Here is a 21,329-nt window from a genome sequence, read left to right as displayed (position 1 = left end):
AACTATTCTGATGCAGCTTTATCTTGTTTATTATTTTCATAAATCAAGATTGGGTCTGACTCACCTTTAATAACGGTTTCATCAATAACCACTTTGCTTACGTCATCCATTGAAGGAAGTTCGTACATAGTATCAAGTAACACACCTTCAACGATTGAACGAAGACCACGTGCACCTGTTTTACGCTCCATTGCTTTGTGGGCAATTGCAGCTAAGGCATCATCGCGAAACTCAAGTTCAACGTCTTCCATGCCAAACAATACTGAGAACTGTTTAGTAATCGCGTTTTTAGGTTCACTCAATATTTGCACAAGAGCAGCTTCGTCAAGTTCTGTTAACGTAGCAACTACTGGCAAACGACCTATAAACTCAGGAATTAAGCCGTATTTAACTAAATCTTCTGGTTCTACGTCTTTAAAAGTTTCACTTAAAGAACGACTCGCCGCAGATTCTTTTACGCTAACGCCAAAACCGATACCGGTATTTTTATGGCTACGTTGCTCAATTACTTTATCTAGGCCTGAAAATGCACCACCACAAATAAACAAGATTTTAGACGTATCTACTTGTAAAAACTCTTGTTGTGGATGTTTACGACCACCTTGCGGTGGAACAGAAGCAACGGTGCCTTCAATCAATTTAAGTAGCGCCTGTTGAACGCCCTCACCCGATACATCACGTGTAATTGACGGGTTATCTGATTTACGAGAAATTTTGTCAATTTCATCAATGTAAACAATGCCACGTTGCGCTTTTTCAACATCGTAATCGCATTTTTGTAAAAGCTTTTGAATGATGTTTTCAACATCTTCACCTACATAACCTGCTTCGGTTAATGTAGTGGCATCGGCCATAGTAAACGGCACATCAAGTAGACGCGCTAATGTTTCTGCAAGTAATGTTTTACCACTACCTGTTGGGCCGATAAGCAAAATATTACTTTTACTTAATTCAATGTCTTGCTTAGTCGATTGGTTACGTAGGCGTTTATAATGGTTATAAACGGCAACAGACAATACTTTTTTAGCATGATCTTGACCAATAACATAATCGTCTAAGTGTTTACGAATTTCTTTTGGTACAGGTAGTTTGTCAGACGTATCATGCTTAGGAGCAATGTCTTTGATCTCTTCCCTGATAATATCGTTACACAACTCTACACATTCATCACAAACGTATACTGAAGGGCCTGCAATTAATTTACGCACTTCATGTTGGCTTTTGCCACAAAAAGAGCAGTATAACAATTTATTACTTTTGTCGCCGTCTGTAGGAGTGTCAGACATTCAGCTACCTCATTTTATTACGTTGGCCACCAAAACTGTTGGCGGCTATTTCAATACGCTTTAACTATACCAAAATTTATTGGTTTTCGCATAGTAACTCAAAGTGGCAAACAGGCAATCCTGCTCGCCAAGCGCTTACTTTTTGTCGCGATTTGTAAACACAGAGTCTACCAAGCCGTAATCTACAGCTTGCGTGGCACTCATAAAGTTATCACGATCTGTGTCTTTAGAGATAATATCTAATGGTTGGCCTGTATGCTCAGCCATTAAGCGGTTAAGCTTATCTTTAATAGACAGAATTTCTTTAGCATGTATTTCAAAGTCAGATGCTTGACCTTGGAAACCACCTAATGGTTGGTGAATCATCACACGTGAGTTTGGTAGGCAAAAACGCTTACCTTTAGCGCCAGCAGTAAGTAAAAAAGCACCCATGCTTGCAGCTTGACCTACACATATTGTACTTACATCTGGTTTGATGAAGTTCATTGTGTCGTAAATAGCCATACCCGCAGTTACTGAACCACCTGGTGAGTTGATGTATAAAAAGATATCTTTATCAGGATTTTCTGATTCTAAAAATAGCATTTGCGCTAAAATCAGATTTGCCATGTTGTCTTCAACTTGACCTGTTAAAAAGATAATACGCTCTTTTAATAATCTCGAATAAATATCATACGAGCGCTCGCCTTTCGGTGTTTGTTCAACAACCATTGGGACCAATGCATTTAGGGGATCTGTAATACCAGTATTCATACTTATTTAATTCCTTATGCGCTTATACTTATCCTTATTATAAGGAAGCATAGTTATCGTTTTTCGCAAATTTAGAGCCAAAAACTAAAATGGCCCGGGCACGCTGTATAAACAGAGTAGCACGAGCCATTTAATCGTTAGCGAGAGCTTAAGTCAATGACTTATTAAGCACCTTGCTGTGGATTCATGATGTCATCAAATGCTTTTTCAACATCAGTAACAACTGCTTTAGCTAAAATAGCTTCAACAGCTTGCTCTTCCATTGCTACATTACGCATTTGCTGCATAAGTTGATCATTACCTTTGTAGTATTCTACTACTTCAGTTGGATCTTCGTATGCAGAAGCTACCGTTGCGATTAATGCTTCAACTTTAGCGTCATCAACTTTAATCTCGTTAGCTTTAATCACTTCACCTAATAAAAGGCCAGTTTTAACACGTGTTACAGCTTGCTCGTGGAACAATTCAGCTGGAAGCTCTGGCATGTTTTGAGCGTCGCCGCCAAAACGTTGAGCTGCTTGCTGACGTAGAGCATCAACTTCTTGATCAACAAGTGCTTTAGGCACTTCGATTTCGTTGTTAGCTAAAAGACCTTTGATTGCTTGGTCTTTAACGCTTGCTTTAACCGCTTGGTCTAGCTCACGTGTCATGTTCTTTTTAACTTCTTCTTTAAGCGCGTCTACGCCGCCTTCGGTAACACCGAATTTAGTTGCAAACTCTTCGCTTAATTCTGGTAATTCTTGCGCTTCAACTTTTTTCACTGTGATAGTGAATTGAGCCGCTTTACCTTTTAAGTTTTCAGCGTGGTAATCATCAGGGAAAGTTACATCAGCAACTACTTCTTCGCCTGCTTTTTTACCTACGATGTTATCTTCAAAACCTGGGATCATACGACCTTGGCCAAGTTCTAATGGGAAGTCTTCAGCTTTGCCGCCTTCAAATACTTCACCGTCGATAGTACCTACGAAATCAACTGTTACACGGTCGTTTTCGCCAGCAGCTGCATCAACATCAGCCCACGCTGCGTGTTGCTTACGAAGTGTTTCTAGCATGTTAGCTAAATCTTCGTCAGTCACTGTTACCGCTGGTTTCTCAACAGTAATTTTATCTAAACCTTGAACTTCAACTTCAGGGTAAACTTCAAACGTTGCTGAGAATTCTAAATCTTTACCTGCTTCAAGTGATTTAGGTGCGAATGTAGGCGCGCCAGCTGGATTGATTTTTTCAGAAACGATTGCTTCAATGTAATTACGTTGCATTACTTCGCCAGCAACTTCTTGACGAACTGCAGGGCCAAAACGCTTGTTAATTACAGATACTGGAACTTTACCAGCACGGAAACCATCTATACGCTGTGTTTTTGACAGTTGTTGTAGGCGTTTTTTTACTTCGGTCTCAACGTTCTCTGAAGGAACGGTGATAGTTATACGGCGCTCAAGGCCTTGGGTCGTCTCAACAGAAACTTGCATGATTTACCTCAATATTCAATTTTGGCGACTGTTCGCCTTCCTTTACAAACAAAGTGATCTGCATGAGTCTTGATAAAGTTTAAGCGGTTTTCCACACTTAAAAGCATCCGTCGCTACCATGAGATACCATTGCTGCTTTGCCCTTCGGGCACTATGTTAAACAATAGACGCGGCATTATAACCTAATATTTATGATAGTCGAGTATAGGGGGCAATTATTTGGACTAGATAAGGGACTATAGAGACTAACTGAATAAAAAACAGGCTAACTAGGCATTGAATGGATTAAAGTAGAAATTATTTAATAGAATTATAGGCTAACAGATTTAGATTTATAACTTAGAGGAATTTATTTATTATTCTTATTAGATAAGAAAATGGTCGGCGATGCAGGATTTGAACCTGCGACCCCTTGGACCCAAACCAAGTGCGCTACCAAACTGCGCTAATCGCCGACATTGAAGAGTTAACTTCTTTTTTCATACTGAACACTTAAACTGAGAGTTTAAGACCATTTTAAGAAAATGGTCGGCGATGCAGGATTTGAACCTGCGACCCCTTGGACCCAAACCAAGTGCGCTACCAAACTGCGCTAATCGCCGATATTCGTTGTAAATGGGGTGACTGATGGGGCTCGAACCCACGACAACCGGAATCACAATCCGGGGCTCTACCAACTGAGCTACAATCACCGCTATATTTACATGTTTTCAAATGGTGCACCCAGAAGGATTCGAACCTTCGACCCACGCCTTAGAAGGGCGTTGCTCTATCCAGCTGAGCTATGGGCGCATCGAAAACTTCATAGTTTACCAATAAGCTATTCGATTATAATAAATTATAAAAATGGTCGGCGATGCAGGATTTGAACCTGCGACCCCTTGGACCCAAACCAAGTGCGCTACCAAACTGCGCTAATCGCCGAAACTTATTATTGTTAGCGAGTGACCTCGTTGACAACGGGGTGCATAATAGTGATTTGACGGGGTTAGGTCAAACGTTTTTTTAATAAAACCAATCAAGTGCTCATTTTTAGTGCACAATGGTTAAATATTACAATAGTAGGCTGAAATTTAAACTATTTAATAACTCAAATGTTATATACATTAAAAGCAACTTGGCGCTGCTATGCTTTTCTGCGAAAATAGTAGGCACATTATAAAACGAGTTAAATAAAGAGTATGTTTTCTTTATTAGCATTTTTACCCCTATTTTATTATGCATTCGTTTTTAGAGTATCGGTATCTAGTTAATTAACCCCAATTAAAGGTCACCCATGACGGCAAACATCATTGATGGTAAGGCAATCGCAAAACAAGTACGTAGCGCTGTAGCAGAACGCGTAAGTGAACGTGTAGCAAATGGTTTACGTGCACCAGGACTTGCAGTAGTACTTGTAGGACTTGATCCAGCAAGCCAAGTTTATGTTGGTTCAAAACGTAAAGCCTGTGAAGAAGTAGGTTTTATCTCCAAATCATTTGATTTACCAGCAGACACGCAAGAGCAAACTCTTTTAGATTTAATTGACGAGCTAAATAATGATGCCGAAGTTGATGGAATTTTAGTGCAGTTACCACTGCCAAAAGGTCTTGATGCTGAAAAGATTTTAGAACGCATTACCCCACATAAAGATGTTGATGGATTTCATCCATATAACATTGGTCGATTAGCACAGCGTATGCCTGCCCTTCGCCCATGTACCCCTAAAGGTATTATTACATTACTTGATTCAACGGGTGTACGTTATAAAGGGATGCATGCAGTTGTCGTTGGCGCGTCAAATATTGTTGGTCGTCCAATGTCGTTAGAGCTTTTATTAGCGGGTTGTACTACCACAGTATGCCATAAGTTTACTCAAGACTTAGAAACGCATGTTCGCCGCGCTGACTTATTAGTTGTGGCTGTAGGTAAACCTGAATTTATACCTGGAGATTGGATAAAAGAAGGCGCTATAGTCATCGATGTAGGCATTAACCGTTTAGACACGGGTAAATTAGTCGGTGATGTTCAATACAGTGTGGCTGAACAAAAAGCGCATTTCATTACACCTGTACCAGGTGGCGTTGGCCCGATGACGGTCGCGAGCTTAATTGAAAACACACTTGAAGCGTGTGAGAAATATCACAGCTAAGCTGTTAAAAAATTAAAAAGGGTTGCCATTTGGCAACCCTTTTTTTGTTTAACGTGTATTACTTTAAACGCTTACGCTTTACGCCACGTTGTTTTACCGGCTGAATCTTCAAGTATTACACCTAACGCATTAAGCGCATCACGTGCTTCATCAGCAGCAGCCCAGTTTTTACTCGTACGTGCTTCATTACGTTTTACAATTAATGCTTCAATTGTCGCAACTTCGTCGTCATCTTGCCCGCCTTGTAAAAAGGCTTCCGGTGCTTGTTGAGCAACCCCTAAAACGTTACCAATACTGCGTAATATAAACGCAAGTTGCCCAGCTTGAACTGCGTCACTTTCTTTTACGCGGTTTAATTCTTTAGCAAGTTCGAACAACACAGGTAGTGCTTCTGGTGTATTAAAGTCGTCATTCATTGCTTTTCTAAATTTAGCAACAAACTCATTACCTTCTAAATCGCACTCTACCGGTTCGACATCACGAAGCGCTGTATAAATGCGCTCAAGTGATGAACGCGCTTGGTCTAAATTTTCTTGTGAGTAATTTAGTTGGCTGCGGTAATGACCTGAAATTAAAAAGTAACGAACAGATTCAGGATCGTATGCTTTTAAAACTTCACGCACTGTAAAGAAGTTATCTAACGACTTAGACATTTTTTCTTTGTTTACTTGAACCATGCCAGTATGAATCCATGTATTTACATACTTGCCGTTGTTTGCACAGCACGATTGTGCAATTTCGTTTTCATGATGTGGAAACTGTAAATCAGACCCCCCACCGTGAATATCAAAATGCTCACCTAAGTGCTTTGAGCTCATTGCCGAACATTCAATATGCCAACCCGGACGCCCTTCACCCCAAGGTGATGACCATGATGGTTCACCTGCTTTTGCTTTTTTCCATAACACAAAATCAAGTGGATCGTCTTTATCTTGCGCCACTTCAACGCGAGAACCTGATTGCAACATAGTTAAATCTTGCTGAGAAAGTGCACCGTATTGCTCAAACGTTGATACATCAAACAAAACATCGCCGTCGGCTGCAACATAGGCATGGCCTTTTTCAATCAAGCGCTTAACCATAACGATAATTTCATCCATATGGCTTGTAACTGTTGGTTCAATATCTGGGCGTAGCATATTTAGGCTATCAAAATCTTCATGCATCGCTTTAGTCATGCGCACAGTTAAGTCGTTTATTGACTCACCATTTTCGTTCGCACGCTTAATTATTTTATCGTCGATATCTGTAATGTTACGTACATATTTTAAATCGTAACCAATATGACGTAAGTAGCGCACAATAACGTCAAAACCAACAAAAGTACGAGCGTGTCCAATATGGCAGTAATCATAAATGGTGATACCACACACATACATGTCGATTTTCCCTTCGACCATAGGTTTAAATTGCTCTTTTTGTCGCGTGAGTGTGTTGTATATATTTACCATTTACTTTGAGTCCTTGACTATTTACTTGAACAGTTATGTTACCACTTGAAAAGCCCCTGCTCTAGCGCTTTATAACAAACCAAACATCTACTTTGTTAATCTTAGCCAACTACGATAAAATAGCGCCAATATTTAAACCGGATATAGGAAAACACATGGTTGTTCTACACACTAATTTTGGTGACATCACCATTAAAATGTTTGAGCAAGAAGCTCCAAACACAGTTAAAAACTTTTTAGAGTATGCAAATGCTGATTTTTTCAACGGCACTATCTTTCATCGTGTAATCGATGGTTTTATGGTTCAAGGCGGTGGTTTTGTTCCAGGTATGGAACAAAAAGAAGTAAACGACCCAATTCAGAATGAAGCTAATAATGGCCTGTCTAATAAAGTAGGCACTTTAGCTATGGCACGTACACCTGATCCTCATTCAGCTACAGCACAGTTTTTCATTAACGTGAACAACAACGACTTTTTAAACCACAGCAGCGAAACATCGCAAGGTTGGGGTTATTGTGTTTTTGCTGAAGTAGTAGAAGGCATGGACGTAGTAAATAAGATTAAAGCAGTTGCAACAGGTAGTACTGGTTTTCACCAAGACGTACCTCTTGAAGATGTGATTATAGAAAGCGTTACTGTTAACTAGTAACGTTTACTCATATTATGTGAGTATATAAGCGGGTGTATACTATTAGTATATGCCCGTTTTTTTAAAACTAGAATAGACTGACCTATGACTCGCCAAACTTACTTTATTGCAGATTTACACCTAAGCGAAAACCGCCCCGACATTAGCGCTGCATTTTTTGACTTTTTAAATACACATATATTAAATAAAGATGTAGATGCACTTTATATTTTGGGTGATTTTTTTGAAGTATGGGTTGGAGATGACTACATTACTGCACTGAGTGCCGATGTAGCAAAACATTTAAGCGCCGTTAATGATGGTGGCACACCTGTTTATTTTATACATGGCAATCGTGATTTCATTATGCGCAAGCAATATGCCGACATGGCCGCAATGACATTACTCGATGAACAAACAGTCATTGATTTATATGGCACGCCTACCGTTATTTTACATGGCGACGAAATGTGCACTCAAGACACTGAATATCAAAACTTTCGTAAAAAGAGCCGTGGTTGGTGGTGGCCAAAATTGATGCTTGCAATGCCACTTTGGTATCGTAAAAAAATAGCGCGTAATGCCCGCGAAAAAAGTAAGTTAAGCCAAGCTGATAAACCTATCGAAATTTTAGACGTTGTCGATGAGGCTGTACTTGCCACCTTTGCCAAACATAACGTTACGAATATGATTCATGGTCATACTCACCGCCCTAATGTTCATACGTATAAAGTTAATGAACAAACACTTACTCGCACAGTGCTAGGTGACTGGTATACCCAAGGCTCTTATTTAGTCGTTACCCCTCAATCACAAGAATTAATTAGCACGCCTTTCGCATAATTTAAAATTCTGACTATTATTTATCTATATATATGAATAATAGTGAGAGGTTGAATGATTAAGCTGTTAATTTTCATCGTAGTAATTGCCATTCCTACACAAGTATTTAGCAAGCAAACATGGCAAATTGTTACAGAAAACTATCCTCCCTATTTTAGCGAAAACCTACCTAGTAATGGCTGGCTATATGAAATAGCAGAATCAGCTCTTAAAAGGCAAGGTATTAATAGCGAACCAGAATTCACGACATGGGATCGCGCTTTAAAGCTATTAGAAAAAAACAGAAAAACTGCTATTTTAGGTGCTTTTTATTCATTAAAAAGAAATGAAGTTTTTTACTACTCTCGTCCACTTGCAGTTGCTCACTCAGGAGTTTTCAAACGAAAAGAGAGTGTTATTAATTTCGATGGTACAGTTCAATCATTAACACCTTATAGTATTGGCACAGAAGACAATGCCGTTGTAAGCCAAGAGTTTGCTAGAAATAGGGAGCTTGCAATAACGTCCACTAAAAGCCTTCCTACAAGCTTATATTTACTACAACAAGGGCGTATTGATTTAGTCGCGGGTACTAAAGAGGTTGGAAATTATTGGCTTGAACACACTAAAACCGAAGATTCAGATGATAATAATATTGAGTACTTATCGCCAGATCTTGCTTCTCATAAACTATATTTAGTTGTCTCTAAATCAAATTATAGAGCCAAAGAATACTTACAAAAATTTAATAGAGGAATTGATATAATAACTAAAAATGGATGCATTGCTAAAATTATGAAAAAACATAATTTCAGCAATCAGAAAATAGCAGAGTATATTAATTTCTTAAAAGAAAATTAGCTTTGCGCTATTGGAACACCGCTGTGAAATTTAAAATCAGTATCGGTTGTAGAAATTAGCTCTTTTTCTTTTTCACCAAAAAAGTTTACGCGAACGGTAATATCAAAATCAGCAATTTCTTGCGCTAAAGTTAAATAATCTTGGTAATGACGCGCTTCTGAACGTAACAACGAAATATAAAAATCACCTAAACGTTTGTCAACATGCGGTGCAAGCTTTGCAAAACGCTCACACGAACGCGCCTCAATATAAGCGCCTACTATTAGCTTATCGACTAATGCATCGGGCTCGAACGTTTTAACATGACGGAGCATGCCTTTTGCGTAACGACATGGTGTAATACTTTGATACTCAACACCGTACTCATCCATAATTTCGAGCACTTGATAAAAGTGATGCAGCTCTTCTTTTATCAGCAAAACCATTTTATCGATTAGACCTTGCCCGTATGGAGAACTCGATTTAGGAATTATTGATTTAGTGAGCTTATTTTTAGCAGCCAGATCGCGCCAATTCCCTTCTCGTTTGTAAATAAGCGTTTCAAATGGCTTTAGCCACTCGAGTAATGCATCACTACCCTCTTTATCTACTGCGTATTTACGTATTAAAAACATCGCACTTTGAGCTGCTTTTAATTCACAAATTAAGTGATCTATTAAAATGACTGATAAGTTTTCTTTTTTAATTGCTTGCTCTACCCATTGTTCTGGGGTGGTACACAATAAAAAGTTATTAATCGGCTCTAAAAGTTGGCTATGTGGCACGTTGACTGCTCATTACTAAGTAAATTTGATAGACCGTTATTTTAACACGAAATTTTGCTTGGGATAAATCAAAGCCCTGTTTTGCGTCTAAATGTTAATAGCGAGTTAACTTGACTTTGTAAAATAAGTGAACCATAACTGTACATAGACTGTATAAAAATAAACCAACCAAAACAATAATACGTTCCTTTTATGGAGTAAGTACTATGATACTAAATCACCTCTGGGGCATTTATGCTCACCCACTTGAAGAATGGCAAACAATAGATAATCGCCATGAAAGTTTAACCTATAGTTTGTCGCATATTTTACTGATTGCTTTATTTCCTTCAATAATGGGCTACTACTCATCTGTTTATTTAGGATGGAGTATAGGTGCAGGCAATCCCGTATTTTTAACGCACGATAGTGCACTGCTAATTGCAGGTGCAATGTATTTTGCTTTAATAGCGGGTGTTTTTGCATTGGCGTATTTAGCCCATTGGATGGCGGTTACATTTGGCTCTAAACCTACATTTACACAAACACTTGAACTTGCAGCATATACTGCAACACCAGTGTTTATGTCGGCACTCGCCGCTTTTTGGCCTGTACTTTGGTTTGTAGTGTGTATTGGAATTATTGCACTGGCTTACTCGGTCTATTTACTCTACACCGGCGTACCAATACTTATGCATATCCCAGAAGAGCGTGGCTTTATTTACGCCAGCTCGGTAGTAACGTGTGGATTAATATTACTGGTTATTATTTTAGCTGTAACAGCTATGCTTTGGACAAATGGGATTGTTAGCCCAATGTTTACTTAATAAATTTCACCTAAAAAAAGAGTCATGTTTGATAGAAATGTTCCCTTTCTTTCCTTCGCAAAAAAGGAGCTAATTAGCTCCTTTTTTTTGTGTAACGACTTTTTATTAACTAATCATTAATCAGCTTCGTTTTCGTCTTGGTTGTGTATTTCTAAACCTGAAGACATCGCACTTTCTCGGGTGCTTTTTGCTGAATCGTTACGTAGCTTATCAATACGATTTAAATAGTTTTGATCAATATCGCCAGTAATATATTGGCCATCAAATACTGAAGTTTCAAACTTAGTAATTTCAGGATTTTCTTGGCTAACCGCAGCAATTAAATCTTTTAACGATTGAAAGATTAAACCGTCAGAACCAATACTTGCATTAATATCTTCAACTTCACGTCCGTGAGCGATAAGCTCAGCTGCTGAAGGCATATCAATACCGTACACATTAGGGAAACGTATTTCAGGTGCAGCTGATGCAAAGTAAACGTTTTTAGCGCCAGACTCTCGGGCCATTTCAACAATTTGTGCTGATGTTGTACCACGAACAATTGAGTCATCAACTAATAATACGTTTTTACCTTTAAACTCGCGATCAATTGCGTTTAGCTTTTGACGCACTGATTTTTTACGCATCTCTTGGCCAGGCATGATAAATGTACGACCAATATAACGGTTTTTAACAAAACCTTGGCGATACGGTAAATCAAGCACACGTGCAATTTCCAGTGCTACATCACATGAAGTTTCTGGGATTGGGATAACTACATCAATATCTTTATCAGCCCATTCACGTGCAATTTTTTCGCCTAGTTTAGTCCCCATGTTTACCCGTGTTGCGTACACAGACATACGGTCTATTGTTGAGTCAGGTCGAGCAAAATAAACAAATTCAAAAATACACGGCGAGTAAGATGCCTTATCAGCACAACTAAGTGAATGGAATTCACCTTCTTCTGTAACATATATAGCTTCACCAGGGGCAACATCACGTACAAACTCAAAACCGTCCGGTTTCAACGCAACGCTTTCTGAGGCAAACATGTACTCAGTACCTTTTTCGGTTTCGCGTTTACCAAATACAAGTGGGCGAATACCATTAGGGTCGCGAAAAGCAACAATGCCGTGGCCGATAATCATAGCAATAGTTGCATAACCACCGCTTACTTTATTGTTTACTTCGGTTACCGCAGTAAAAATATCTTCAGGGTCTAAATGCAACTTATCAGATTTGCTTAATTCATGTGCCATGATATTAAGTAAAATTTCAGAGTCTGATGTTGTATTAACGTGACGACGTGCTTCTGAGAATAACTGCTCTTTTAAAGCTTCTGCATTAGTAAGGTTGCCATTATGGGCAAGTGCTATACCAAACGGTGAGTTAACATAAAAAGGCTGTGCTTCAGATGAGCTTGAAGATCCTGCTGTAGGATAGCGCACATGGCCAAGACCAATTGTACCTTGTAGTCGTTTCATATGACGTGTGTGAAAGGCATCTTTCACTAAGCCATTTGCTTTGCGCAAGCTAAACGTATTATTCTCAATGGTAATGATACCCGCGGCATCTTGACCACGGTGCTGCAAAACAGTTAAGCCATCATAAATCGCCTGATTCACAGGGGATGTTCCGACTATTCCAACGATACCACACATGTAATTTATCCTCGCCGATTAACGGTTTACTGAATTTAAAAAGCTCGAGTTGTTTTCTAGGTACGAAAAGAACCATTCAACAACAAAGCCAAATTCTGGAATCAAAATAGAATTGCCCCACCAGTGCGTATTGGGTGCACCAGTAAAAGCATCAAGAAAGAAGAGTAACGCGCTCACGACCAACACGCCTCGTAGAGCACCAAACACTATGCCAAAGACACGGTCGGTACCCGATAAACCAGTACGATGTACAAGCTCACCTAAAATATAGTTTAGTAAACCGCCTAACAGTAGCGTCGCAAAGAATAATATGGCTATGGCCGCAGCATTTCTTAAAAGGGGTTCAGAAATGGTTGTTAGGAAGGAAGCTAAATATTGGTAAAATAAGCTAGAGATGATAAAGGCGCCAGCCCATACCGCTAATGACATTGCTTCTTTTACAAAGCCGCGTATTAAACCGATGATGGTAGACAATGCAATGATGCCAATAATGGCGTAATCAACCCAGATCATAAGAACCAATTAGTCGCTAATTTGGGGCGCATTCTATACCCAAACATCGTTAGTATGCAAGTTTAAACGGGAGATTACTGGGCTGTAGTCAATACAAAAAATTAACATTATAGAATGGGTATTGTGAGATAAAGATAATGATAAAAACAAATATAAATAAATAAAAAAAGGCTTGTGATACAAGCCTTTTTTTAATTATTTTGTTACTTCGTATCGCGTAACTTTACCATTTAATTTAGTAAGCTCTTTCAGCTGGGGAAGCTGCTTTTGTAATTCATTTTTATCAAGCGAAGGACCAACAAATACCTTGGTTAACGTCCCATTTGGGGTTTTAATCGGTTTAGTAAACGTTTTAAACCCTTCAACTTTTAATTTAGCCTGTAATGCTTTTACATTTGCAACATGTGAAAAACTACCTAATTGAATAACGTAAGCCATACTTGTTAGGTTTTCATCACTTTTACGAGGCGCAATAGGTTTTGGTTTAGCCTGAACCGGTGCCTTAGTGATCGGTGTAGCTTTGGGTTCAATAGTCGCTTCAACAACTTTATTCTCTACAGCGTAGTCACTCTCATCCATAGCGTTTTGCTGCTCAAAAGCTTCATCGTCAGCTTGAATATCTTCAATTTCATCTTGTTTTAGTGGCTCAGCATTAGCCATGTTTTCATCAATTGACTCTTGAAGATCGATTGTTTTGAACTCAGGGCGATCAGGTATCGCTTTAAAGCCCTCTTTATAATGCACTTTTTCGCCATCGAGTATATTAGGGATAAACACAATTGCTGCGATCACTACTATACTTGTTCCGACTAAGCGATTAATAAAACTTGAGTTCACCGACATCCTCTCTATTTTTTAAAGTAATTAATAGCGCCGGCCACTGTAAAAAATGAACCAAATACAATCAACATAGTATCACTTTGTTGTTTTGGTAAAATTACACTCAGTGCCTGTGCCACACTATCATAGCTATTGATAGTATTATGATGAGATATACCCTGCAGCGCATTTTGTAAATTACTTGCAGTGTCGCCTCGCGGACCACTTAAGCTCGCTAATGACCACTCATCGACCAAGTGACTTACTTCTTTAAGTACACCCACTTTATCTTTATCAGCAAGCATAGCGGCTAATGCATGAATTTTAAAGCCTTTATCTTTATAGCTTGATAACTTATTGGCTAAATAACGCGCCGACTCAGGGTTATGTGCTACATCGGTAAAGACTAAAGGCTCAGCGCTTAACTGCTGAAACCGCCCTTCTACAACTAAATTAGCGAGGCAATTTCGTATGACTTGCTCACTAGGTAATAAGCTTAAAACACTTAGCGCAGTTAACGCAGTTGCTGCATTTTGACACGGTATTGCTGGCTTATCTATTACAAGATTATGTTCTTTATATTGCCAATTAAAGCTCTCAGCATTCTCTTTGAAAATAAAGTCACTGCCCGACAACGTCATATTGGCATTAATTTCTTTGCCGTAATCAGTCATTGTGTGAGGAATATTTAAATCCCCTATAATAGCAGGCGTATTTTCACGAAAAATACCGGCTTTATCATAAGCCACTAACTCTCGTGTATCACCTAGGTACTCTTTATGATCTAAATCGATAGTGGTGATCACGCTTGCAAAGGGAGTTACTATATTTGTAGCATCAAAGCGCCCGCCTAGACCAACCTCTAGTAATACATAATCGACCTTACAGCGTTTAAAAATTGCCAACGCACCCAAAGTACCATATTCAAAATAAGTCAAAGGAGTGTCTTTACGGCCTTGCTCAAGCTGGTGAAAAGCATCTATATGAAGTTGGTCTGCCAGTTCTTCGCCATTAACTCGTACACGCTCGTTATAACGAATTAAATGAGGAGATGCGTAAGTACCCACGCTAAAACCTTGCGCTAGCAATAGCGACTCTAAGCAACGTGCAGTGGTGCCCTTACCGTTTGTACCGGCAATAAGAATAATTTTACTTGGAGTGTTTAAAAGGCCAATATTGTTGGCAACATTAGCAACTCGTTCTAGGCCCATTGCAATGTTAGCGGGGTGAACACTTTCTAAATAAAAAAGCCAATCATCAAGGCTTGATGATTGGCTAGGAATTGTTTTTGTCATAGCGTGTAATCAGTAAAGCTGAAATTTACGCTACTCTATGCTCTTGTTCCGTAGAAGGCAAGTTCATAAATTTAGCTAAAATGCGTGCAAGGGTATCGCGCATTTCACGGCGGTCAATAATCATGTCAATTGCACCATGTTCTAGCAAAAATTCACTACGCTGAAAACCTTCAGGTAATGTTTCGCGAACAGTCTGCTCAATAACACGAGGACCTGCAAAACCAATTAACGCTTTAGGTTCAGCAACGTTAATATCACCCAGCATAGCAAGTGATGCAGATACACCACCCATTGTCGGGTCGGTCATTACTGAAATAAATGGAAGACCTTTTTCCGTCATTTTTGCAAGTGCAGCACTTGTTTTAGCCATTTGCATAAGCGACATAAGCGCTTCTTGCATACGTGCTCCGCCTGATGCAGAAAAACAAATAAGCGGCATGTTATGCTCTAAACATTGATCAACAGCATCAACAAAGCGAGCGCCAACAACAGAAGCCATTGAACCACCCATAAATGAGAACTCAAATGCTACCGCTGCCACTGGAATACCTTTTAATCGGCCTTTCATAGCTACAAGTGCATCTTTTTCACCACTTGCTTTTTGGGCTGCACTGATACGGTCAGAGTACTTTTTAGAATCTTTAAACTTAAGAATGTCTTTAGGCTCATGTTGTGTACCAAGCTCTTGACGATCACCTTCATCTAAAAAGTGCTCTAGGCGCTTACGGCCACTAACACGCATGTGATGGTCACACTTAGGACATACGTTTAATGACTTTTCTAATTCAGCTTTATATAAAATTGAATCACACGATGTACACTTAGCCCAAACACCTTCTGGGATTTCTTTACGACCTGATGATTTTGTCGTTTTAGGTAAGATTTTTTCTAGCCAACTCATTTGCAACTCTCTTAATACTGTTCTGTGTCGCGAGCCTGCTAATAGCAATTAGCAGACAAATTTTTTCAATTAAAACATGAATTACACTAACGCGGTATAAAAAACTGGTCTTAGTAGTTAAAAGTGCTCATAAAAAGTACTTATACCACATCTATATCAGGCAAAAATAAAGGGCCTAGAGGTGTTTGAGGAATATTAAATTGCTCAGGGTAGTCAACATCCACTAAATACAAACCAGCAGCCTTAGCGGTAGCACTGGCCTTTGCGCGTTCTTTACAATCAAGTAGCTCTTTTATCCATATAGGTTGTTGTTTATGTAAACCAACATCCATTAAGCTGCCTGTGATATTACGTACCATGTGATGTAAAAATGCATTCGCTTTAATATCAATAATAACGTAAGTACCTTGGCGCTGTACCGACAGATGATGAATTGTTCTTGTCGGTGTATTCGCTTGGCAATGTATCGCTCTAAAAGAGGTGAAATCGTGTTTACCTATTAAGTACTGACACGCCTCTTGCATCTTTGTTTCATCAAGATGATGATGAAAATGCGTAACCCCCTCGTTTAATACCGCACCTCGTAGGGGGGAGTTATAAATAACATAGCGATAACGACGAGCTGTAGCACTAAAACGGGCATGAAAGTCATCAGCAACCGGTTGGGCAAAGCGAATAGCAATATCTTTAGGCATTAAAGTATTCATACCTAGTGTAAATGCGACCATATCGCGATCGGCTTGCGTTTCAAAGTGTATTACTTGGCCTGTACCGTGCACACCAGCATCTGTACGCCCTGCACATATAACTTCAACAGGATGATTACAAATACGCGACAACGCTTTTTCTACTTCTTGCTGTACGCTATTTACATGTGATTGACGCTGCCAACCACTATAACGTGCGCCGTTGTATTCAACTCCAAGTGCTACTCGCATAATTACCGTTTTACCTACTGTGCTAATGAACGAGGCATTTTATGCTATCTAACGATGCAATAAAAGGAGACCTGTCGTAATCAAACCAATACACATAAAAAAACCCGTATTTAGCTAAGCTAGATACGGGTTCTTATAAACATTTTAATTATTTTAGTTTAGCTTTTAAGCTAAGTGCTTCCTCTTGAACTTCTTCAGGACCTTTGTTAATGACATCCTCAATAACTTTAAGCGCAGAATCAAAATCATCAATTTCAATATAAGCACGCGCTAAATCAAGTTTAGCTGAGTAGCCACCACTTTCAGCATCAACATCCGTTGGGTTATCACCGGCAAGTAATGCATCAAACTCACTCAAACCGACATCCATATTAACGTCGGTGTAAGGTTCGTGTTCAAGTTCAGCGTCGTCACTTTCTTCTAATAATGAATCAATATCTACAAATTCATCATTATCAAGTTGCTCAACATCACTACTTTCAACAAGTGATTCTTTTGTAGTTAATGAATCATCTGTCTCTAAGTCTTCTTTTAGCAAGCTGTCAAAGTCAACATCAAATTCACTGCTGTCATCAACACTTAACTCTTCAGGCTCTGCTAACTCACTAAGTAATGAATCAAAATCAGTTTGCGTCAAATTCGACATAAACTCTTCATCAAGTTCGTCGTCAGAGCTAATATCAGTGCTACCCACGTCATCTAAGCTTGTTAACTGTGCTTCGCGCTCTGCATTTGTTTGCTCTTGCGATTCGTCTGATAACTCATCAGTTAGCGCTTGCTCTAAACTATCTTCGTCAAATTCAGCATCTAATTCAGAAAAATCATTTTCAATTAAAATCTCATCATCAAAATCATTTTCTAAACTATCTAAATCAGCATCTGCCATAAGTGCGTTTGCTAAATCTTGCTCAGCTTGGCTGGAAGCGACTCCCGGTGCCTCACCATCTAAATCATCCCCTTGTAATTCTTCAGGGGTAAATGGCAACTCACTTTCTAATGTTTCTTGAACTTCATCAAGGTTAAGAGGTTTGATGTCATCTTCAATACTTGGTGGTTCAACAGAATCATCATCAAGCGACTCATCTTCAATCTCCGTTTCAGTTTCTAATTCAGAGAAGTCATTATCAATTAATAGTTCATCATCAAAATCATCTTCTAAACTATCTAAATCACCATCTGCCATAAGCGCATTTGCGAGATCTTTCTCTGTTTGACTAAGTGCTACTGCATTTTCATCACCCGATGCATCTCCTTTAAGCTCTTGCGGCTCAAACGAAGGCTCATTCTCTAATAATGATTGATCATCGTCTAATTCAAGTTCAGGATATTCATCCAACTCTTCACTTGGCGTTACAAGCTCGCTATCAAGCTGCTCTTCAATTTCAGTAAGATCTGAGTCATCGTCGCCCGCTAGCGGATCGTCACCAAGATCAACTTCTATTTCTTCAAGATCATCATCAAGCTCATCTAAAGACCAATCAGGTGTTTCTATATAGTCGTCATCAGTGGCCTGTTGTAGCTCACTTAAAAGCTCATCAACGCTCTTTAAAGTATCATCTGTATATTCTTCAAGTGCATCTTCAGGATCAAGAAGCGACTCTGATGTGTCTGAAAAATCATCAACCGTTACATCTATAAGTTCTGGCTCTTCTTCAAGCTTAGGCTCTTCTTCAAGCTTAGGCTCTTCTTCAAGCTTAGGCTCTTCTGCAAGCTCTGGCTCTTCTTCAAGTTCTGGTTCTTCTTCAAGCTCTGGTTCTTCTTCAAGCTCAGGCTCTTCTTCAAGCTCAGGCTCTTCTAAAGGCTCAAGTTCTTCTAAAAGCTCTGGCTCTTCTACAAGTTCTGGTTCTTCTTCAAGCTCTGGCTCTTCTTCAAGCTCAGGCTCTTCTAAAGGCTCAAGTTCTTCTAAAAGCTCTGGCTCTTCTTCAAGCTCTGGTTCTTCTTCAAGCTCTGGTTCTTCTTCAAGCTCAGGCTCTTCTGCAAGCTCTGGTTCTTCTGCAAACTCAGGCTCATCGTTAAGCTCTGGCTCTTCTTCAAGCTTAGGCTCATCGTAAAGCTCAGGCTCTTCTGTAAGTTCAGGCTCTTCATTTAATGATGAAGCAAGCGACTCAATATCATCAACATTTAATTCTTCTTGAGCATCTGCTAAATCCTCAACTGAGTCTGCTAATGCATTATCAATTTCTGAATCTCTTACATCTGAATTTTTTAGTTCATCATCAATTAGGTTATCTATGTCGTCTAAATCAAAGTCGTCACTTTCCTCAACTAATGAATCATTTGCAGTATCAACCGCAGCCTCATCAATTAAGCTATCTATGTCATCTAAATCAAAATCGTCGCTTTCCTCAACTAATGAATCATCCGCAGTGTCAACCTCTGCTTCATCAATTAAGCTATCTATGTCATCTAAATCAAAATCGTCGCTTTCCTCAACTAATGAATCATCTGCAGTGTCAACCGCTGCTTCATCAATTAAGCTATCTATGTCATCTAAATCAAAATCGTCGCTTTCTTCTAGAAGTTCATCTTCGTCGAGTAACTCTGCATCAATTGAGTCATCTGCCACATCACTTTTTGGGTCATTCGCTTCATCAATTAAGCTATCTATATCGTCTAAATCAAAGTCGTCGCTTGTATCAAGTTCAGCTGAAGTGTTATTTGAGGTATCTAATTCTGTTGATGTTTGATCTAATAATTCATCTATATCAAAATTATCATCATCTGCAAGCTCCTCACTTAAAGCCGCCATTTCATCATGAGACTCTAAGCTATCATCCTCTAAAGCTTCGCTTGTTTGCGGTGCATCAAACTCAGGTAGACTATCGTCTTCATCAAACAAGCTATCTAAATCGTCATTAGTTAGAATTTCATCATTGTTTATTGAGTCATCAGATAAGTCTAAATCAATATCTTCAGCGTTTTCATCTGAAGGTTGATCAAACCCTTGCTGCATAAAAATATCGAGTTCATCATCGTCATCGGTATTTTCATCATCAAAAACAATGTCATCACTTAGTAGACTTTCAAGCTCATCCTGATCGAGTAAATTTTCACCACCTGAAAAATCATCTAGGCCGTCATCTAAATCATCATCAGGCAACATATCATTTTCGAGATTATCATCAAGTTGAACACTCAAGTCATCTAAAGGGTCGGGTACAATTGGATCGTCATTTAAACTTGGGCCTAAATCATCATCGCCAGTGTAAATTGGAGTTTGTGGTAAAAAGTCATCATCGTTTTGTGGCTCTTCTTGATTACTTGCTCGTTTGCGTAAAAACATAACAATTGCAAAAATAATCAGTAGCCCAGGAATAAACATTAATAAACCTAGCACTATCGGATTTGAAAATAATGAGCTTAAATCAAACGATTCTTTTGGTACTATTTCTTGTTTTTTTTGTTGTGCAATAATCTCGTTTTGCTTAACAATTAGTTCTTTTAATTGATTTTGAATTTCACTGTCTTGTCCTAACTGTAAGCGTAAGTTTTCGAGTTCGTTTGAAATACCTGATAATTGTTTTTTAAGATTATTATTCTCAACTAAAATTTCTTCTACATTGCTTACAGAATTTTTAAATTGTTGTTGTAACTCAACCAGCTTAGTACTTTGCTCTGTTTTTATTTCATTTAATTCTTTCTGTATCTCTTTTTTGGCATCGTCTACGTCGACTTTACGAGCTTGGGTTACTTTTGTTTGTGCTGAGATAATTTCGCTTTGCGTAAGTGTGCCATTTTTTTTCTTTTCCCATAATGCATCATCTTGCTCTGAGCGTTGTTTTGCAAGCTGTGTATTTACACCTTTTATTTCGGCTAAAGTAGGGATTTTTAAATAGGCACCATTTTGAATATGATTAAGATTTTGTTCTAAAAATGAGTTGGGGTTTTTGTTATACAAGGCCTGCATAACTTGATAAATGCTGACGGAGTTATCTGGGCGCACTTTAGCCGCTATACGCCAAAGTGTGTCTGTTGGTTTAATTGGCCCAATAGATCGCCCTTGCGCACCATAGTCAACGCCTTTAGGCCCCTTTAATTGGGTACTGTCTTGAGAGTAAACTGGCGTTACTATCAATGCAGACGCTAATATAATAAGTGTAACTAAACCGCGCATGCTGATCCTTTAATATTTAAATATTAACAAAACACTTAAAGCTTAAGTGCATAAATATTGTTGATTATTGCTGTTATCAGCCAAATGACTGACCCGCATTTATTATTACAATCTATTTTTATTGCAAGCTCTAT

The 21,329-nt window shown here is 38.9% G+C and carries 17 protein-coding genes and 5 tRNA genes; 5 read left to right on the top strand and 17 right to left on the bottom strand.

Annotation, left to right across the window (positions count from 1 at the left end; translation table 11 throughout):
- Positions 1-2: 2 nt before the first annotated feature.
- From clpX to I6E82_RS03360, 8 genes are all read right to left on the bottom strand, one after another.
- Positions 3-1,286, bottom strand: a complete 1,284-nt coding sequence (gene clpX / locus I6E82_RS03395; RefSeq protein ID WP_002958344.1) for an ATP-dependent protease ATP-binding subunit ClpX — start codon at positions 1,284-1,286, stop codon at positions 3-5.
- 135 nt (positions 1,287-1,421) lie between these two features.
- Complete coding sequence (clpP, locus tag I6E82_RS03390) at positions 1,422-2,039, bottom strand: ATP-dependent Clp endopeptidase proteolytic subunit ClpP (protein WP_007580937.1); 618 nt, start codon at positions 2,037-2,039, stop codon at positions 1,422-1,424.
- A gap of 164 nt (positions 2,040-2,203) precedes the next feature.
- Complete coding sequence (gene tig / locus I6E82_RS03385) at positions 2,204-3,508, bottom strand: trigger factor (protein WP_007580935.1); 1,305 nt, start codon at positions 3,506-3,508, stop codon at positions 2,204-2,206.
- 378 nt (positions 3,509-3,886) lie between these two features.
- Positions 3,887-3,963: transfer RNA gene (locus I6E82_RS03380), tRNA-Pro, on the bottom strand.
- Between the two features lie 70 nt (positions 3,964-4,033).
- Positions 4,034-4,110: transfer RNA gene (locus I6E82_RS03375), tRNA-Pro, on the bottom strand.
- 14 nt (positions 4,111-4,124) lie between these two features.
- Positions 4,125-4,200, bottom strand: a tRNA-His gene (locus I6E82_RS03370).
- Positions 4,201-4,223: 23 nt separating this feature from the next.
- A tRNA-Arg gene (locus tag I6E82_RS03365) sits at positions 4,224-4,300 on the bottom strand.
- A gap of 55 nt (positions 4,301-4,355) precedes the next feature.
- Positions 4,356-4,432 (bottom strand) — tRNA-Pro (locus I6E82_RS03360).
- 352 nt (positions 4,433-4,784) lie between these two features.
- Here I6E82_RS03360 and folD point away from each other — a divergent pair.
- The gene (gene folD / locus I6E82_RS03355; protein WP_002958348.1) at positions 4,785-5,639 is read left to right on the top strand and encodes a bifunctional methylenetetrahydrofolate dehydrogenase/methenyltetrahydrofolate cyclohydrolase FolD; all 855 of its coding nucleotides are present in this window, start codon (positions 4,785-4,787) and stop codon (positions 5,637-5,639) included.
- A 71-nt stretch (positions 5,640-5,710) separates the two neighbouring features.
- Here folD and cysS read toward each other — a convergent pair whose 3' ends face one another.
- Positions 5,711-7,090, bottom strand: a complete 1,380-nt coding sequence (cysS, locus tag I6E82_RS03350) for a cysteine--tRNA ligase (RefSeq protein WP_024592761.1) — start codon at positions 7,088-7,090, stop codon at positions 5,711-5,713.
- A gap of 155 nt (positions 7,091-7,245) precedes the next feature.
- Between cysS and I6E82_RS03345 the strand changes: the two genes are divergently transcribed.
- The 3 genes from I6E82_RS03345 to I6E82_RS03335 all read left to right on the top strand — a co-directional run bounded on the left by I6E82_RS03345 (position 7,246) and on the right by I6E82_RS03335 (position 9,402).
- Complete coding sequence (locus I6E82_RS03345; RefSeq protein ID WP_007580931.1) at positions 7,246-7,737, top strand: peptidylprolyl isomerase; 492 nt, start codon at positions 7,246-7,248, stop codon at positions 7,735-7,737.
- Between the two features lie 87 nt (positions 7,738-7,824).
- The gene (locus I6E82_RS03340) at positions 7,825-8,562 is read left to right on the top strand and encodes a UDP-2,3-diacylglucosamine diphosphatase (protein WP_007580929.1); all 738 of its coding nucleotides are present in this window, start codon (positions 7,825-7,827) and stop codon (positions 8,560-8,562) included.
- A 54-nt stretch (positions 8,563-8,616) separates the two neighbouring features.
- Entirely contained in the window at positions 8,617-9,402 is a 786-nt protein-coding gene (locus I6E82_RS03335) for a substrate-binding periplasmic protein (protein WP_197116708.1), read from the top strand.
- Here I6E82_RS03335 and miaE read toward each other — a convergent pair.
- Positions 9,399-10,166 (bottom strand): tRNA isopentenyl-2-thiomethyl-A-37 hydroxylase MiaE, encoded by a 768-nt coding sequence (gene miaE, locus I6E82_RS03330; RefSeq protein WP_197116707.1) that lies wholly within the window; start codon positions 10,164-10,166, stop codon positions 9,399-9,401. The genes I6E82_RS03335 and miaE overlap by 4 nt on opposite strands.
- 206 nt (positions 10,167-10,372) lie before the next feature.
- On the opposite strand from miaE, the gene I6E82_RS03325 reads away from it, so the two are divergent.
- A complete protein-coding gene (locus I6E82_RS03325) occupies positions 10,373-10,972 on the top strand; it encodes a Yip1 family protein (protein WP_007580923.1) in 600 nt (199 codons plus the stop codon).
- Positions 10,973-11,088: 116 nt separating this feature from the next.
- Here I6E82_RS03325 and purF read toward each other — a convergent pair whose 3' ends face one another.
- From purF to I6E82_RS03290, 7 genes are all read right to left on the bottom strand, one after another.
- Complete coding sequence (gene purF / locus I6E82_RS03320; protein ID WP_007580920.1) at positions 11,089-12,615, bottom strand: amidophosphoribosyltransferase; 1,527 nt, start codon at positions 12,613-12,615, stop codon at positions 11,089-11,091.
- Between the two features lie 18 nt (positions 12,616-12,633).
- Positions 12,634-13,128: a CvpA family protein gene (locus I6E82_RS03315; protein WP_007376853.1), complete on the bottom strand. Its 495-nt coding sequence runs from the start codon at positions 13,126-13,128 to the stop codon at positions 12,634-12,636.
- Between the two features lie 195 nt (positions 13,129-13,323).
- Positions 13,324-13,965: an SPOR domain-containing protein gene (locus I6E82_RS03310; RefSeq protein WP_197116706.1), complete on the bottom strand. Its 642-nt coding sequence runs from the start codon at positions 13,963-13,965 to the stop codon at positions 13,324-13,326.
- 11 nt (positions 13,966-13,976) lie between these two features.
- Entirely contained in the window at positions 13,977-15,242 is a 1,266-nt protein-coding gene (folC, locus tag I6E82_RS03305) for a bifunctional tetrahydrofolate synthase/dihydrofolate synthase (protein WP_197102735.1), read from the bottom strand.
- Between the two features lie 25 nt (positions 15,243-15,267).
- Entirely contained in the window at positions 15,268-16,143 is an 876-nt protein-coding gene (accD, locus tag I6E82_RS03300) for an acetyl-CoA carboxylase, carboxyltransferase subunit beta (protein WP_007376856.1), read from the bottom strand.
- Between the two features lie 140 nt (positions 16,144-16,283).
- Positions 16,284-17,081: a tRNA pseudouridine(38-40) synthase TruA gene (truA, locus tag I6E82_RS03295; RefSeq protein WP_007584098.1), complete on the bottom strand. Its 798-nt coding sequence runs from the start codon at positions 17,079-17,081 to the stop codon at positions 16,284-16,286.
- Between the two features lie 148 nt (positions 17,082-17,229).
- Positions 17,230-21,195, bottom strand: coding sequence for a FimV/HubP family polar landmark protein (locus I6E82_RS03290; RefSeq protein WP_197116705.1), 3,966 nt, complete (start codon positions 21,193-21,195; stop codon positions 17,230-17,232).
- Positions 21,196-21,329: the final 134 nt, after the last annotated feature.

Origin of the sequence: Pseudoalteromonas sp. NZS11, from assembly GCF_015864765.1 — a bacterium.
Lineage (GTDB): Bacteria > Pseudomonadota > Gammaproteobacteria > Enterobacterales > Alteromonadaceae > Pseudoalteromonas > Pseudoalteromonas arctica.
This window is presented reverse-complemented; position numbering and strand designations above follow the sequence as displayed.

Bases quoted from the DNA above. Each gene is read 5' to 3' on its own strand.
- I6E82_RS03340 (WP_007580929.1), top strand. From the start codon at position 7,825: ATGACTCGCCAAACTTACTTTATTGCAGATTTACACCTAAGCGAAAAC.
- tig (WP_007580935.1), bottom strand. From the start codon at position 3,508: ATGCAAGTTTCTGTTGAGACGACCCAAGGCCTTGAGCGCCGTATAACT.
- I6E82_RS03290 (WP_197116705.1), bottom strand. From the start codon at position 21,195: ATGCGCGGTTTAGTTACACTTATTATATTAGCGTCTGCATTGATAGTA.
- clpX (WP_002958344.1), bottom strand. From the start codon at position 1,286: ATGTCTGACACTCCTACAGACGGCGACAAAAGTAATAAATTGTTATAC.
- I6E82_RS03315 (WP_007376853.1), bottom strand. From the start codon at position 13,128: ATGATCTGGGTTGATTACGCCATTATTGGCATCATTGCATTGTCTACC.
- I6E82_RS03335 (WP_197116708.1), top strand. From the start codon at position 8,617: ATGATTAAGCTGTTAATTTTCATCGTAGTAATTGCCATTCCTACACAA.
- I6E82_RS03325 (WP_007580923.1), top strand. From the start codon at position 10,373: ATGATACTAAATCACCTCTGGGGCATTTATGCTCACCCACTTGAAGAA.
- I6E82_RS03345 (WP_007580931.1), top strand. From the start codon at position 7,246: ATGGTTGTTCTACACACTAATTTTGGTGACATCACCATTAAAATGTTT.
- cysS (WP_024592761.1), bottom strand. From the start codon at position 7,090: ATGGTAAATATATACAACACACTCACGCGACAAAAAGAGCAATTTAAA.
- clpP (WP_007580937.1), bottom strand. From the start codon at position 2,039: ATGAATACTGGTATTACAGATCCCCTAAATGCATTGGTCCCAATGGTT.
- purF (WP_007580920.1), bottom strand. From the start codon at position 12,615: ATGTGTGGTATCGTTGGAATAGTCGGAACATCCCCTGTGAATCAGGCG.
- folD (WP_002958348.1), top strand. From the start codon at position 4,785: ATGACGGCAAACATCATTGATGGTAAGGCAATCGCAAAACAAGTACGT.
- folC (WP_197102735.1), bottom strand. From the start codon at position 15,242: ATGACAAAAACAATTCCTAGCCAATCATCAAGCCTTGATGATTGGCTT.
- accD (WP_007376856.1), bottom strand. From the start codon at position 16,143: ATGAGTTGGCTAGAAAAAATCTTACCTAAAACGACAAAATCATCAGGT.
- truA (WP_007584098.1), bottom strand. From the start codon at position 17,081: ATGCGAGTAGCACTTGGAGTTGAATACAACGGCGCACGTTATAGTGGT.